12 protein-coding genes are annotated in these 14,737 nt (G+C 42.9%); 7 read left to right on the forward strand and 5 right to left on the reverse strand.

Annotation, left to right across the window (positions count from 1 at the left end):
* Window positions 1-153: 153 nt before the first annotated feature.
* Entirely contained in the window at window positions 154-5,679 is a 5,526-nt protein-coding gene (locus tag ACKWCA_RS04160; RefSeq protein WP_413976877.1) for an alpha-2-macroglobulin family protein, read from the reverse strand.
* A gap of 353 nt (window positions 5,680-6,032) precedes the next feature.
* On the opposite strand from ACKWCA_RS04160, the gene ACKWCA_RS04165 reads away from it, so the two are divergent.
* The 5 genes from ACKWCA_RS04165 to amaB all read left to right on the forward strand — a co-directional run bounded on the left by ACKWCA_RS04165 (window position 6,033) and on the right by amaB (window position 9,579).
* The gene (locus ACKWCA_RS04165; protein ID WP_413976878.1) at window positions 6,033-6,503 is read left to right on the forward strand and encodes a CAP domain-containing protein; all 471 of its coding nucleotides are present in this window, start codon (window positions 6,033-6,035) and stop codon (window positions 6,501-6,503) included.
* A 146-nt stretch (window positions 6,504-6,649) separates the two neighbouring features.
* Window positions 6,650-7,192: a 3-hydroxyanthranilate 3,4-dioxygenase gene (locus tag ACKWCA_RS04170; RefSeq protein ID WP_413976879.1), complete on the forward strand. Its 543-nt coding sequence runs from the start codon at window positions 6,650-6,652 to the stop codon at window positions 7,190-7,192.
* Between the two features lie 5 nt (window positions 7,193-7,197).
* On the forward strand, window positions 7,198-7,563 hold the full coding sequence (locus ACKWCA_RS04175) for a DUF1304 domain-containing protein (RefSeq protein ID WP_413976880.1): 366 nt from the start codon (window positions 7,198-7,200) through the stop codon (window positions 7,561-7,563).
* Complete coding sequence (locus ACKWCA_RS04180; protein ID WP_413976881.1) at window positions 7,560-7,961, forward strand: nuclear transport factor 2 family protein; 402 nt, start codon at window positions 7,560-7,562, stop codon at window positions 7,959-7,961. Before ACKWCA_RS04175 ends, ACKWCA_RS04180 begins: the two co-directional genes overlap by 4 nt.
* A gap of 64 nt (window positions 7,962-8,025) precedes the next feature.
* Window positions 8,026-9,579: an L-piperidine-6-carboxylate dehydrogenase gene (gene amaB, locus ACKWCA_RS04185; protein ID WP_413976882.1), complete on the forward strand. Its 1,554-nt coding sequence runs from the start codon at window positions 8,026-8,028 to the stop codon at window positions 9,577-9,579.
* A 115-nt stretch (window positions 9,580-9,694) separates the two neighbouring features.
* Here amaB and ACKWCA_RS04190 read toward each other — a convergent pair whose 3' ends face one another.
* Window positions 9,695-9,832 (reverse strand): hypothetical protein, encoded by a 138-nt coding sequence (locus tag ACKWCA_RS04190; RefSeq protein ID WP_413976883.1) that lies wholly within the window; start codon window positions 9,830-9,832, stop codon window positions 9,695-9,697.
* Window positions 9,833-10,265: 433 nt separating this feature from the next.
* Here ACKWCA_RS04190 and ACKWCA_RS04195 point away from each other — a divergent pair, with 433 nt between their 5' ends.
* Together ACKWCA_RS04195 and ACKWCA_RS04200 are read left to right on the forward strand one after the other, a co-directional pair.
* On the forward strand, window positions 10,266-11,174 hold the full coding sequence (locus ACKWCA_RS04195; RefSeq protein WP_413976884.1) for an OmpA family protein: 909 nt from the start codon (window positions 10,266-10,268) through the stop codon (window positions 11,172-11,174).
* A 25-nt stretch (window positions 11,175-11,199) separates the two neighbouring features.
* Window positions 11,200-11,754, forward strand: coding sequence for a hypothetical protein (locus ACKWCA_RS04200; RefSeq protein WP_413976885.1), 555 nt, complete (start codon window positions 11,200-11,202; stop codon window positions 11,752-11,754).
* A 91-nt stretch (window positions 11,755-11,845) separates the two neighbouring features.
* Here the strand turns inward: ACKWCA_RS04200 and ACKWCA_RS04205 are convergent, their stop codons facing one another.
* From ACKWCA_RS04205 to ACKWCA_RS04215, 3 genes are all read right to left on the reverse strand, one after another.
* Window positions 11,846-12,841 carry an acyl-ACP desaturase gene (locus ACKWCA_RS04205; protein ID WP_413976886.1) on the reverse strand — a complete coding sequence of 332 codons (996 nt, stop codon included), beginning with the start codon at window positions 12,839-12,841 and terminating at the stop codon, window positions 11,846-11,848.
* Window positions 12,842-12,902: 61 nt separating this feature from the next.
* Window positions 12,903-13,640 carry a metallophosphoesterase gene (locus ACKWCA_RS04210; RefSeq protein ID WP_413976887.1) on the reverse strand — a complete coding sequence of 246 codons (738 nt, stop codon included), beginning with the start codon at window positions 13,638-13,640 and terminating at the stop codon, window positions 12,903-12,905.
* Window positions 13,637-14,728, reverse strand: a complete 1,092-nt coding sequence (locus tag ACKWCA_RS04215) for a TFIIB-type zinc ribbon-containing protein (protein ID WP_413977121.1) — start codon at window positions 14,726-14,728, stop codon at window positions 13,637-13,639. The genes ACKWCA_RS04210 and ACKWCA_RS04215 overlap by 4 nt, the downstream gene beginning before the upstream one ends.
* Window positions 14,729-14,737: the final 9 nt, after the last annotated feature.

The raw sequence follows: 14,737 nt of genomic DNA on the forward strand, positions 1-14,737 counted from the left end.
CCATGGTATACTTTCAATCTAGACATCGTTTCACACTTTGAAGAGGCCAACTAATGTACTTCATGTACTCTAGTCGACTGATGAACCCACATCAGTGCCTTTTGTCCATAAAAGTATTTTCTTTTTGGTGTTTGTAGTTGAATTGGAAGTCTCCTATTGCACCACCTCGACCCATTGCCCTTTTGTTCGCACCACATAATCGTTATCATACATAGCCTCGGCCTGGATACCTGGCAGGTAATATCGCCCTAAATACGACGCATTCAATAAAACCCGAAAGGTCTTGGTTTCATTCGGTTTCATATCAAAATAAAAGTTGGCCCTATCATCTCGTAAATCGGTATAGGTCACTTGATTTTCGGCAAAACTTCCAAAATTGGTAAAACGAGTATTTACGATTTCCCAACCGCTAGGGAAGATTTCCGTTAAGGCAAAGTCTTTCAAACGATTTGACGTAGTATTCGTCAAGGTAACCTCAGCAACAAAATCAGTACCTTGGGAAATCGTCGTCGGATCCAATCGCGATCCATTTCTACCTTTGAAGACTAGCTGCACGGAAAGGTTTTTTTGAAGTGTTTTTTCTTGACCTACCGGTAGTATCCCGTTATTGACAATATTCACATAGACCAGATTACCCTCTTCATTTTTTATGGTGATGCCGTTACTTCCTTTTTTAATATCCAGTGAGCGGCTTGCTAAGGTTTTTTCGGTGGTGACATTTTGTGATCTTCCGTTGAAGGTCACTACCGTTCGAATTCCTTTACCGCCGATCAGTTCAGCGAATTTCGCCATCGCCAATAAACTGTATGCCGTACTTTGTGTACTCATATAACGTTTATCGGAAAGGGTTTGTGCAATTTTTTTCGCCACATCCTGTGCTTTGGCCTTGTCCTTAAGTAAAACATAGGTTTCTAGAGCCATAGCCCTATTTCTATCTGAAGAACCATAGGTATAATAATCATATGTATCATTTTCAACCTCCAATCGCGCTCCGGCCACTATTTTTTTCGCCACGTCGGCCTGCCCGATCAGCGCATAACTGGCCGCCAAACGGAATTTGGCCTCGTTCGTAATACCAGCACTCTCTCGCAAGCGGTTCATACTGGCTACATCGGCATTTCCCGAAAGGGCCAGGGTATATAAACGATAGGCCTGGGCCAAATCGGAATTTTGTCCTGAACGCCACTGTTTGGCGACATTCTGTTGGTAGGAAATCCAACTTGATTTAAACCCGATAGGTAGTACATACCCTCTTTTTTCAGCTTCCAACAAGAAATGTCCAGCATAGGTGGTCCCCCAATCATTGACATAGTTTTGACCGGGCCAATACGAAAACCCTCCACCGGGTTTTTGATAACTGCCCAAACGCTTGATTCCGCTTTCAATATTTTTTTGAATACGTTTTTGTTTCTCCGAGGGGATATCGAAAATATCCGCTAAAAACAACTGTGGGAAGGCACCCGAAGTCGTCTGCTCTACACAACCATGCGGATAGCGAATCAGGTATTGCATTCGGCCGTTGAAATTCATCGGTGGCAGGGTGGAGAATTCGATTTGAGCAGTGTTAGTTCCCGCCACTCCAAAAGTTTGTAGGCTTACGGTTTGACTAGAATTCGGCTCCAGCACCAACTCAGTGGTTTCCGAGGTCACCGGATTCGGGTTTACCACATCGATCGGAATTTCAAAAGATGCGCTTTCGCCTCCACCAGACGCCTCTACCACTACTTTTCCGATCCCCGAGAAATCAGATACATTCAACTTGAAATAGGCCATCTTTTCATCCGGCTGCGTGAATGTCAGTTTTTGAATTTGTTCACCAACAACGGTGAACGCCTTGTCCTTTTTGATTTTCAAGCTGACGTTTTTGACTTTCTTTTCCATGGCAAAAACAGTAACGGGTAAGGTCACTTGTTCTCCCGGCGTAATTTTTCTGGGTAAGGAAGCTAAAATCATCAAGGGTTTACGAACAGGAGTAGTTTTCTCCGCTTGTCCATACGCCTCCTCTGTATGATTGCCCGCGATGACCATGGTGCGAACCGACCCCACATATTTTGGAATCTTCACCTCATGCGAGTTGGTCTGCCCTTTTTTTAGATTAAATGGCCCTAAATGCAGTACCATCGGCTCAAAACGGTTTGCCTTTTTATTCTTCGCCCCAGCCAGTTCACCATCACCGCCGATAGCAAAAACTTGATTTATCTTTCCACCGAAAGCACCGATTACATCATCATATACATCCCACGTTTTGACACCCAATGCCTCTTTCGCGTAAAATGTATGCCAGGGATCTGGGGTTCTAAAACGTGTCAAATCTAAAAGGCCTTCGTCAACAATGGCGATGCTATAGGTCATTGCCTTCTTATTTTGCTCGGATACCGCTACGGTAATGCTCTCTTCAGGACGCAAGACGTCGGGCATTGCAATGACCGGCTCCAATTTGGTATTCTTATTTTCGACTGATATGCCAGTGATACCATACATCCGAATAGGTAAATCATTCTTCGTATTTGCATGCGGTTGTAACGAAGCAATATTGATGAATACATTCGGTGTATAAAGATCGGTAATGGGCAGTTCAAATTTTGTTTCCCCTTCAACGGTTTCCACCCATCTCAATTCCAATACTTCACTTCCATTTTCAACGGTCACCAAGGCCCTTCCTCCAAAAGAACTTGGAAAGCTCACAGTGGCCGTTTCGCCCACATTATAGGTTTCCTTGTCCGTTGAGAACACCAACATCGTTGCAGCCGACGGGTCTCCTTTTCTAGACTTGCCCGCCCAACCCGGCCAGTCAATATAAATGGCCTTGCCGGTGGCATGTCCGCCGATAGGGTCTTCTACATGTACCAAATATCTACCCCAATCAGGATACTTCAATTCAAAATCAAAGGTTGCTTTTCCGTTCGCTCCGGTATTGATCGTTTTCTCAAATACCATTTCACGGTATTGGCTATTGCTATATGAGGATAGGTTATCTTCAGAAGTATCCCACCACCATCGCCACTGTACTTTATAGATAGATACCTTCAGGTTTCTTGCGACCTTGGCCTTACCGTTTTCATCAACAGAAATCAGTTCGAATTTGTGCTTGACATCCGTCAAGAGCATGCCCCTTTGCTTGTCTCCTTTCGGGGAATTCAAACCGATATAGGTATTATAGGGTGAATAGGGTTTGGTGAAAACATCAGTACTGAAATCACCACCGTTTTCATACACTTTCGTGATAAACGCCGCTTTTAACATTCCTGGCGCTTTACTTGTCATTTGTGGGTTTATGGTGAAGTCGGCTTTTCCTTGTGCATCGATCTTACTATCGAAAACCACTTGGTCTTCCGATGAGAAACTACGGGTAGGATCATCAAATACATACCCTGGAAACTTTTCGAAAGTGGTGGTTGCCGGATTAAACTTCGCCGTAATATCCGCTTTGAGATTTTTGGCGATCGCGCCGTGTAACCATTTTACCTCCATTGCACCCTTTAGGGGCTTCGACCCTTGAAGCAACTCATCATCGAATGCCGTTTTAATTTTCAAACGATTTGGTTTGATCGTTTCGACCTTCAACGTTTTGGTAAAAGAAGCACCGCCTACGGAAACTTTGGCCAGCCAGTTTCCGGTTGGGGCATTTTCATCGGTCTTCATCTTGAAATGGTAGAAATTGTGAAGTCCATTTGTAGCAATCTCGCGATGCACCACTTTATTGTATGGATCTAATAGTTCTAACTTCACCGGGTGATCTTCGGGAAGGGTATTCGCATTATCGTTCAACATAAACGACAGGAATATCGCATCGCCTGGGCGCCAGACTCCGCGCTCTGTAAAAATGAAGCCTTTGATTCCCTTTTGTAAACGTGTACCCGAAACATTGAACTTACTGACTGACAAGGCATTGCCATCGTTCAACTTCACATAGTTCTTTTGACCATTGTTTTCCGCAATGGCAAAAAAGGCCAATTCTTCCGAATCAAAAATCGAAGTACCGTCGGCATCCGTAATGATATGGCCTACGGTCTGTTGTTGATAATTGTAAAAAGTAACCTTGGCTCCAGCAATCGGGTTGGTATTCAATAGGTCGTTCACGGCAACAAAATAGCTCTTGTTCGCCCCTCTTTTAATGGTGACACCGATATCGGTCGCCAAGACGTTCATTCCTATTTTTTTGTCGTAGTAAAACGATTTATCGCACGGATTTTCTCGCTCGTTCCAGTTGTAGCCATAATAGTCATATTCATTGTAGTAGCCCTCGACGCCGTCCCAGAAGCTATCTTCCTGCTCCTCATCAAAATCGTCTTCTTCCGTTTCCTCGTGGTCAAAATTGGTCGTGTCACATTTATAGGAACTGTACTTGGGCCTATAGTTCAACTCAACACGGTACATCGCACCGACTTCCGGGGAAATCAGTTTGCTCAAATCAAGCGCGTGCGCGGACCATTTTCCATTGGTAATCGCCAAGCTATTCTGAAGAGCGATCGTTTTTCTCGCAATGGGTCGGGCCACACTGCGCAAATTGGATTGGCCGTTGATACTATTATTCTGTAAAAACTGCAGGATGTTATTTTGGTATATCTTGAATACAGAAACATCGATCGCCTTCAAGTTGACTGCTTCAAAATTGATTTTCAGGTTATTCGAAGAGGGCAAGATCGTTCCGTTTGAAAGTAGCCTCACTTGAGGCTTGAGCTGTTCAAAAGCAAGACGTTGGTCATACTTCACCTTCAATTTGTACCCATCCTCACTTTCAATACCTTGCAACACCTCAAGCATCGCAGTACCCTTTAGTTCTTGTGATGGATACAGTTTCAACGTATTCCCTTCTACTGTATACTTCGGGTTTGCACTTCCTTCAAGAACCACCAAGCCCTTAAAATTTTGACCTTTTTTTAAAGGGTCCGAGAAACTGACACTAACGGTTTGTCCGTCACCGATTTCGACACTCGCATCAAGAACAGTGAAGTTGCTTTTACCGGGAACATTCAAAATATTCTTTCCTTCACTTTCGATGTTGAACTTTTTTCCGTTCCAAGAGATTTCCAGATTTGAATCTTCTTCATGACGTTGAATACTATCTATTCTAAATTGAAACTGGGTTCCTTTGGAGACTACTTCATCAAACTTTACGGCAACGGCCTTCCCTTGGTGATGTACCGAAACCAACTCTTGGGCCATTTCCAGAGACATGATATCCGAAGTACGAAGTTGTCCATCTACGTATTGTCTGTCTTTCGAATACGATTGAAGGGCATTCGTATATATATTGAACTGTTGTTGTAGCGTCCGAACCCCGAACGTCATCGTCCTCAAAGCCTTTGGAAGGTCATCGACGATGTCCGATAGAGCGAATTGAAACGTATACTCTGTATCTTGTTCAAATCCTTTTTCGGGTATAAAGGCTACCGTTCTGGTATCTAAGGCGACTACCTTTCCTTTCGTTCTTGGGGAAACCCTGAGTAAATCAGAATCCAATTCATCACCTTTATTCCATACGGCAACAGGCATATTCATGACCACTCGGACATCACTTTGCGCCGAGATGATCCCGTGGGATACTTCGGTAACATACGCTTGGTATTGGTTTAGGTTTTCAAACGCTTCAGCTACAGTAGATTTATCCTCTCTCGTATTACATGCAGTAAGTAATATCAGTAAAAGAACAATACGTAGGATAGGTTTTATTGGCATCGAGTTGTTTTTTTTAAAAGTACGATAGGGCCTAATAAAAAACATCCCAAAATACCGTGAATATGAAGCCCCGAATATCCCCGTATGCTGTTAAAACGGAAACCGTTACTTATTTATTACTTTATGTCATCGGAATTCCGGTATCGTTAAAATGCATGCTTTGACATACAAAAGGTAGTTTTTATTGCACCATTCATCGAAAAAATAACGGTATTCGAAGATGAGCCCCTTATTTTACGTATTATTACCAACGCTAGCTTCCCCAACTAGCTTTTAGAACACAAGAGTACCCCATAACTCTACCCACCTACTTCTTTACAAGGCCTACTTACAATTTAGAACGTTGTATGAAAATGAGAACGCAGTATGTGGCCCTCGTTTTATTTGTATTTACTTTGGGCTCTTGCTCAAAAGAGTCTTTAGAAACTACAAATATCGTCGAGGCGGAAAATGCCAGGGAAGTTGAACAAAAACTTTTGGCTATTGTGAATGATCACAGGACTTCACTGGGTCAGTCTACTTTGGAATTTAATGATGTCGCTTATTCCTATGCGAATGAGCACAACGACTATATGATTGCGTTAGGCGATATCAATCATCACAATTTTAGCTCAAGAGCATCAAAAATATCATCGCAAATTGGAGCTGAGCTCGTTGCGGAAAATGTGGCCAAGGATTATAATAGTGCCCTTGAAGCATTTGAAGGTTGGTTGAACAGTTCTAGCCATAAGAAAACGATGGAAGGTGATTTCACCCATACCGCAGTAAGTGTCAAAGTGAGCGCCTCAGGCGACTTTTACTTTACGCAGATTTTCTTTAGATAGCTTCTGTTTTTCTTTCTTAGTTACTTTCTTTCAGGTTCTCCGAGCTGAATGCTTTTCTTTTTATAAATTTGGTTAACCCGTTTACTTTTGTTCGGTAGATGAATCCCGTAGGGAAACGCCATAAGGTAAACTGCTAAATGAACCCTATGGCCATTGCTCCTCCTTTCAACCTCGGCAAATGGATTGAAGAGAACCGTGAAACCCTAAAACCTCCCGTAGGCAACAAGAACCTGTATAAAGACGCGGGCGATTATATTGTAATGATCGTTGCCGGACCTAATGCCAGAAAAGACTATCACTACAACGAAACAGAGGAACTTTTTTATCAGTTAGAGGGTCACATCGAAGTTCATATTCAAGAAGAAGGGCAAAAAAAAACCATGAAACTAGGTCCAGGAGATATGTACCTGCATCCCGCGAAGGTTCCACATTCCCCGGTTCGGCACGAAGGAAGTATCGGTTTGGTGGTTGAGCGCAAACGCGCGGATATGAATGTCGACGACGGACTACTATGGTTCTGCGATAACTGCAACCACAGACTGTACGAAGCTTATTTCACCTTGCATGATATTGAAAAGGACTTTTTAGGTCATTTTAAGCATTTTTATGGTTCGGAAGAATTGAGAACCTGTAACAATTGTGGAACCGTAATGCCGGTTGATGAACGATTTATCGCCGATGAAAATTAAAACCTATGCAGATATTCATTAACATATTAATCGGCCTAGTTGCATTTCTTCACCTGTATTTTCTCTATTTCGAGATGTTCGCTTGGACCACCAAAGGACCGAAAATTTTCAGAAGTTTTCCAAAAGACTTATTCGAACCCACAAAGGCAATGGCCGCAAACCAAGGCTTGTATAATGGCTTTCTAGCGGCCGGATTGATTTGGACCTACTTCATTGAAACAATAGAATGGAAGACCAACGTCGCTCTTTTCTTTTTAGGATGTGTGGCCATCGCGGGTATCTTCGGAGCCTTGACGGCCTCGAAAAAAATATTCTTTGTACAAGCTATGCCAGCACTGGTGGCAATGATTTTAATTTTTCTTACACTATGAAGTGTATTTTGATATTTTCCCTAATTCTGACCACCTTCTCCATATCCGCTCAAATGACTCCAGAACAAGTTGTACAAAAACAATTGCAAACGTATAACAATAGAGATATTGAAGGTTTCATGTCGGTTATTGATGATAATGTAAAAATGGTCGATTTCACCTCGGGGAAAGTTACCTTAGAAGGTTCGGACGCCTGCAGAAAAGTATACACTTCCTTATTTGAAGCCTCGCCTGAGCTGCATTCGAAGATATTGACCCGAACCGTATTCGATAATAAGGTGATCGACCATGAATATATCACTGGAAGAAAAGGTAGTGAGATCCCCATTGAATTGGTCTTGATCTACGAGGTAGACCAAGAAAAAATCACCAAGATGACGGTTCTTAGAAAGCAGTAGCGAATCAGTACATTATTCGTAACTTTGCAAAAAATTTAACAATACATATCCAAAAAGTTATAAAATGTCAAAAGTTGCACTAGAATTTGGTATTGATGAGGCCCTGAAAGCCTTAGGGATTATAGAAATCAACGATGGAACATCGACCGGTTCAAGCTGTTTTTCTTCAGGGGAAATTATCGAATCGTATTCTCCTGTCGATGGCGCATTGATCGCGAAAGTCAAAACCACGACCCAGGCCGATTATGAAAAGGTGATGGACGCTGCTACCGATGCATTTAAAACCTGGCGCCTTAAACCCGCACCGCAGCGTGGTGAAATTGTACGTCAGTTTGGTGAAAAACTACGTGAATTAAAGGAACCACTTGGAAAATTGGTTTCTTACGAAATGGGCAAAAGTTACCAAGAAGGTCTTGGTGAGGTTCAGGAAATGATCGATATCTGTGATTTTGCAGTAGGCCTTTCAAGACAATTGCACGGTTTAACGATGCACTCTGAAAGACCCGGTCACCGTATGTATGAACAGTATCATCCATTAGGAGTGGTCGGTATTATTTCGGCATTTAACTTTCCCGTTGCCGTTTGGGCATGGAATACCGCCTTGGCCTGGATCTGTGGTGATGTATGTGTCTGGAAGCCGTCCGAAAAAACTCCACTTTGTGGAATTGCATGTCAAAATATCGCTGCGGAGGTTTTCAAGGCAAATGGTCTTCCCGAAGGTATTTCATGTTTGATCAATGGAGATTACAAAGTAGGGGAAATGATGACCCAAGATGTGCATGTTCCATTGGTTTCAGCTACAGGGTCCATTCGGATGGGAAAGATAGTGGCACAAGCTGTCGCCGCAAGATTGGGAAAATCGCTCTTGGAACTCGGAGGCAACAACGCGATTATAGTTACACCGGATGCCGACATTAAAATGACGGTCATCGGAGCGGTTTTCGGAGCCGTCGGTACTGCCGGTCAGCGCTGTACTTCAACGCGCAGATTGATCATTCATGAATCCATTTATGATAAAGTAAAGAATGCTGTTGTGGATGCCTATGGGCAACTTCGCATCGGAAATCCTTTGGACGAAAACAATCACGTCGGTCCATTGATCGATACGGATGCCGTGGCACAGTATAAGAGTGCACTTCAAAAAGTGATTGCCGAAGGTGGAAAGATCGTCGTTGAAGGCGGTGTATTAGAGGGAGATGGTTATGAAAGTGGCTGCTATGTAAAGCCTGCTATCGCTGAGGCCCAGAACGATTTTGAAATCGTACAGCATGAGACGTTCGCGCCAGTGCTTTATCTTCTCAAGTATTCTGGAACTATTGAAAACGCCATCGCCACGCAAAACGGAGTCGTTCAAGGACTTTCTTCTGCAATCATGACGAATAATCTTCGCGAAGCAGAACATTTTTTGAGCCACAGGGGAAGTGATTGTGGTATTGCCAATGTAAATATCGGTACTTCGGGAGCTGAAATCGGAGGTGCCTTCGGTGGAGAAAAAGAGACCGGTGGTGGTCGTGAGTCCGGTTCGGATGCATGGAAAATCTATATGAGAAGACAAACCAACACCATCAATTATACTACTGAACTGCCCCTTGCACAGGGAATCAAATTTGACTTATAGAAAGGCAAAAAAAATCCGCTGCTACTCAAAATCCATTGTTCCCCCGATCGATGGTTTTGAAATAGCAGCGGAATTAACCAAACTAACTCAAACACTAAGTTATCTTAAATATTATTTAGCTTCTTCTAGCTGTATCGTTTCTTTTAGTGGCTTCAAATTCAGGTATCTTCCAGCTCCCATGAAGCAACTCTTGTACCCCAAGAACTACCACCATACTTATAAAAGTCAATACTTTTAGCACTTCCGTTTTCATATTCAATATCGTTTCTTAAATCGTACGTTTCGAAAGTATCCCATTCTCACCTTATCCCAGTTCACTTCTGTATAATTGGATGATTTTTCTGTGTAACTGGTATATTTTACTCCCTCCTTCGATTTCTTTCCCAGGGACAATCCGGAAAAGGCAATGAAATCAAACCAATATGAGCAAAAACAAAACCCTATCGCAATGCCGGAACTTTGTCGGGAGCCATAGGGTCTCTGTATATTTTAAAGGCAATTTAATACATTCCGGAAAAGAAGAAACCAATTCTATATAATTGGTAGTCAATGCTGTATAAATGGCAACTATTTGTTGTTTTTCATCCTTTTATCCCCTAGGGCAATCCTGGGATTTGATCCTATTAATTTAACATTTCGTTATTTTTTTAATACATTGTAGGATAAACACTAAATGAAATTTAACAATGACAAAGACAACTACGAACCTGTTGTTGATGCTCATTACCATTCTCGCGGGAGTTTATTTTTACGTGATGTACTGCAGTTCATGTGGTGCTTCGGGTCAAGAAGAACCGATGCAGGAAACGGTAACGGCACCAGTGACACCGAAAGCTACGTCCTATCCTTTCGCATTAAGCGACGGGGCATATGCGTACAACACAAACGACAATTATAATTTTAATGTGTCGTCTTCATCTTTTCTGACACCCTTATCACAAAATGTTATTGATGGTATTGCTAGCTTAAGAACGTTTTTCGCTGAAAATACGGGAAAAGTCATCAACATCACTGGGTATTACACTAGTGATGAGAACAACAACACAGCATATCCTGATTTGGGATTTGCCCGCGCCATTGCGGTAAAGAACCATATGGCCGAAATTGGTATTCCGAGCAATCAGATCAACACCACGAGCAAATTGATGGATGAGATGATCCCTCAAGAGGCTGTGTATCTGGGGCCCGTAAGCTTCAGTATCGGTGAAAAAGCCGAGGATGAAGAAGCTGCATTAAAAGTGTTATACGAAAAAGTAAAGGCCAACCCTTTGGTGCTCTATTTTGACACGGCGGAAACTACCATTGACCTTACTATGGAGCAACGCCAAGAAATCGCGGATATTTCGCGCTATTTAGACAAGGTCGCCGATGCAAAAGTGATCATTGTCGGACATACCGATGATACGGGTGATGCGGAAAACAATATGGTTCTTGGGCAAAACAGGGCCGATTTCGCGAAAGACTACCTGATGAGAAATGGTATATCGGCAGCAAAGATCAGTTCTACCTCAAAAGGTCAAACAGAACCCATAGCAAGCAACGCCATGGAAGAGGGCAAAGCAAAGAACAGAAGAACTGTTGTCACATTAAACTAATCAATTAAACATAAAAATAAAGAACATGGATTTCGAAAATATGAACGTTTGGTGCTGGTTGATTCCCTTATTAACTGGCGTGATTTGTGGGATTTTGGGCTATTTGATAGGTCAGAGCTCAAGAGAGACCATTGATAATACCGCAGAACTCGACACCTTGAAAAATAAGAACGCCAAGTTACAAGCCGATCTTGATGCCTGTAATGGTAAACTTAATGTTGCCTCAACGGCCGCAGCTGCTGCCGTTACGGCTATAGCCCCTGAAGTAGAACAGGACCCGCCTTTTGATGCTGCTGCGGCCAAAGCTGCCATGGGTAAGACCATCAAAAAAGATGACTTAAAAGTAGTAGAGGGTATCGGACCCAAAATATCAAGCATGTTCCACGAGGGCGGAATCAAAACCTGGAAAGCCCTATCGGAGACTGCCGTAGCCAGGTGTCAAGAAATATTAGATGGTGGTGGCGAACGCTACAAAGTTCACGATCCCGCATCATGGCCCATGCAGGCTAAAATGTGCTATGAGGGCAAATGGTCCGAATTGGCAAAATGGCAAGATGAACATGATCATGGGAAACTGTGATTCACTGATGCCTACGCGCAATCAATAACCAAAAAATCCGATGTAGTGATACATCGGATTTTTTTAGTTATCTAAGATAGTAGTACAGCATTTATACCATTCCGTTCGCTTCAACCCATTTAAACCGGTATTGATCTTCAGGAAATTTCATACGCTCGGCAATTCGCTCGAGTCGTTCTGGAAGTCGAATGAGGTAATCACGTGCCTTTTCAGCTTCTTCTGACAGGCTTCTCACGGTCTCAAGTTCCCAATACACATTTAATTTTCGCAAGATATCCACGTAATCCTGTGCTGTATAGACCCCTAAGCGTTGCGCACAATTGGAGAAATTTTCAAAGGCTTCCCCAATGAATCCTCCTGATTCCCTCAAGAAATGGGCGGGCATCACTATTTTCTTTTTCATCATATCGGCGAATGCCAACATCATTCCCGACGGATCTTCCCCTAAAATGGTCTTTACAAATTCACGATAGGCCAGATGATGGCGCATTTCATCTCCAGCGATAATGGTACACATCTTTCCAAGGAGGGCATTCCCTTTTTTCTTGGCCATTTGACCTACCCTTTTGTGAGAAATGTTCGTGGCCAGTTCTTGAAAAGAAGTATAAACGAAGTTCTTGTAGGGATCTCTGTCCGTTCCGATATCAAAGCCATCGGTAAGTAAGTGCTGTGTGGTGATTTCCACTTCCCTCATATTGACCCTTCCAGAGAGATACAAGTATTTATTCAGCACATCACCATGGCGGTTTTCCTCGGCGGTCCAAGCACGCACCCATTTTGACCAACCGCTGCCCTTGCCATCATGTTGGTTAATTCCTTCTACATCCATTAGCCATGACTCATAGGTTGGCAGGGCTTCCTCGGTAATAGTGTCGGCAACCATGGTCACCCAAAAATCATAACCCAATTCTTTTGACTCCCCACGCAGGGTTTCAACATCATCCAAAAAACGGTCGTTTTCGGAATCAGGCAAAAAATCAGATGGTTGCCAAATATCTTCTACGGGAATCAGAAATTTCTCCATGAATCCTTCTACTTGAGGTTCGATCGCTTGCATCACCTCCAAACGTATGTTCTTTTCGGCCATTTTCTGTTTTTTACAAAGATCGTGAATAAAATGATCAATTACCCTTTAAAATCGAAGTCTCTCAATTTCGTCCCCTTTCTAAAGGATACAATTGGTATACGGGGTCGCTTTGCCAGATCTCTTTCGTATCGACATCCATCAGTGACAGCGCGCCTTTAAAGGCCGCACCCGTATCCATGTTCCAAACATTTGCAGCATTTTTTGGCAACACCGAAGCGCTTTTTGAAATGGGGGTATGCCCAATATAGATTTCATTATAATGCGTTAATCGCTTTGGGTATCTGTTATTGTCCTTTGCCAGTTTTTTATCCATGGACAGCGCGAGTTCCCACAAGGTTCTATCCCAATAAAACATCTTTGGGAAGTATTCATGGTCTACTCCATTGAGATTGGTAAAGCCCGCATGAAGAAACAACCGGTTCTGATCATCCAAGTGATAATTTGTCAGGCTTTGATAAAATGCAATATGCTTGTCAATAACATCATTGCCGACCGTATCATAGGAGGCTAGGGTAGCTGCGCCTCCATGCTTTATCCAAGTAGGATTGTCGGTTCCTTCTTTTAACCAGTTCAGACAGAGTTCGTCATGATTGCCACGAATAAATACGCATTCGTGATTGGCACTCAATTGAATCAAGAACTCAATGGTCTCGACGGCCTGACTCCATCCATCGACGTAGTCCCCTAAAAAAATCAAAGTGTCATCGGACCGGACATCAGCTCGTTCCAATACCTGTTGGAGCCCTTTTAGTCCTGAATGGATATCACCGATAACAAGTGTTCTTCCTTTCCCACTCATTTCGCAAAAATCGAAATTAGGGCGATGACCGTGATAATAAATAGCACCAAAAAGAAAATTTTCCAAAACGAATAGGGCCTTGTTCCACTTAATGCACCGGTTTGGCCATTGATGTAAAAGTGATATTCATTGCCGTTGAATCGATATGAGCTAATGTACACCGGAAGGAGCACATGCTTGAACGTTTCATCGGCCAATTTAATATCGGCCTGGTGTATTCGTTGTGTATCGCCCCCGATATCCCTTCGAATCCAGTTATGAGCGATTTGTTTGGCTTCTTGAAAGGATTGGTGATGTCCTTCCTTTAAGGAAACGGTATACTTTTCGGTTACAAACCCTGAAAGATACTTTGAATTGAACGCAACCAGTTCTTTCATATTCCAAAAAGCGATGTTTGATGGTATATCACGTCGTTTTTTCTGGGATGCGTTGATCAGAATATCATCAACAAAACCTTTTACCGACCCAGAGGCATGAGACCACCGGGTCTTTCGAACTTGTTGGGTCTGCACTCCGTTTTTAGTGCGTATGCGTCTAGTTTCATAATAATAATCCCCACGTTGCCCTTGATAAGACGAAAATAAATTCGCATCAAACGTCCAGTAGGGCACATAAAGTCCGTGCAATCCTTCCGGATCTAAAGCGGCCCTTTTCAACTTATTGGGAGCAAACCAAATACCGCTCACCCATTTTTCAAAAATCCCCCTAGCCTTTTTGACGTCCAATTTGAATGGAATCAGGGCTCCGGGAAGAATCCACCCTTCCCTTTCAACGTCTTCTCGAATCAGCGGTTCTCCGCAATAGACACAACCGAGAGACTTGTAATTTTCCTCAACATGTTGGTTGGCGCCACAGTTCTTGCAGTGCAACAGGTCTATTGTTTCGGTATAAGCATTCTCGCCAACGATTTTTAGGTAATGTTCGAGTTCTAGCTCCTCAAAACTGCTCTTGGTTTGTTCGATAAATTCCTCATATCCGCAATACTCACATTTTAATTGATGCGAACCGGGCTTGAACTTTAGTTCGGCACCACAATTCGCACATGCTTTTTTGTACTCTGAATTTGTTGGAGTTCGTTCTTCTTGCATCTTCACTGA

Source organism: Maribacter corallii (assembly GCF_047345415.1).
Taxonomy (GTDB): domain Bacteria; phylum Bacteroidota; class Bacteroidia; order Flavobacteriales; family Flavobacteriaceae; genus Maribacter_C.

Bases quoted from the DNA above. Each gene is read 5' to 3' on its own strand.
- ACKWCA_RS04210 (WP_413976887.1), bottom strand. From the start codon at position 13,640: ATGAGTGGGAAAGGAAGAACACTTGTTATCGGTGATATCCATTCAGGA.
- ACKWCA_RS04190 (WP_413976883.1), bottom strand. From the start codon at position 9,832: ATGAAAACGGAAGTGCTAAAAGTATTGACTTTTATAAGTATGGTGGTA.
- ACKWCA_RS04215 (WP_413977121.1), bottom strand. From the start codon at position 14,728: ATGCAAGAAGAACGAACTCCAACAAATTCAGAGTACAAAAAAGCATGT.
- ACKWCA_RS04200 (WP_413976885.1), top strand. From the start codon at position 11,200: ATGGATTTCGAAAATATGAACGTTTGGTGCTGGTTGATTCCCTTATTA.
- ACKWCA_RS04165 (WP_413976878.1), top strand. From the start codon at position 6,033: ATGAGAACGCAGTATGTGGCCCTCGTTTTATTTGTATTTACTTTGGGC.
- ACKWCA_RS04160 (WP_413976877.1), bottom strand. From the start codon at position 5,679: ATGCCAATAAAACCTATCCTACGTATTGTTCTTTTACTGATATTACTT.
- ACKWCA_RS04175 (WP_413976880.1), top strand. From the start codon at position 7,198: ATGCAGATATTCATTAACATATTAATCGGCCTAGTTGCATTTCTTCAC.
- ACKWCA_RS04205 (WP_413976886.1), bottom strand. From the start codon at position 12,841: ATGGCCGAAAAGAACATACGTTTGGAGGTGATGCAAGCGATCGAACCT.
- ACKWCA_RS04195 (WP_413976884.1), top strand. From the start codon at position 10,266: ATGACAAAGACAACTACGAACCTGTTGTTGATGCTCATTACCATTCTC.
- amaB (WP_413976882.1), top strand. From the start codon at position 8,026: ATGTCAAAAGTTGCACTAGAATTTGGTATTGATGAGGCCCTGAAAGCC.
- ACKWCA_RS04180 (WP_413976881.1), top strand. From the start codon at position 7,560: ATGAAGTGTATTTTGATATTTTCCCTAATTCTGACCACCTTCTCCATA.
- ACKWCA_RS04170 (WP_413976879.1), top strand. From the start codon at position 6,650: ATGGCCATTGCTCCTCCTTTCAACCTCGGCAAATGGATTGAAGAGAAC.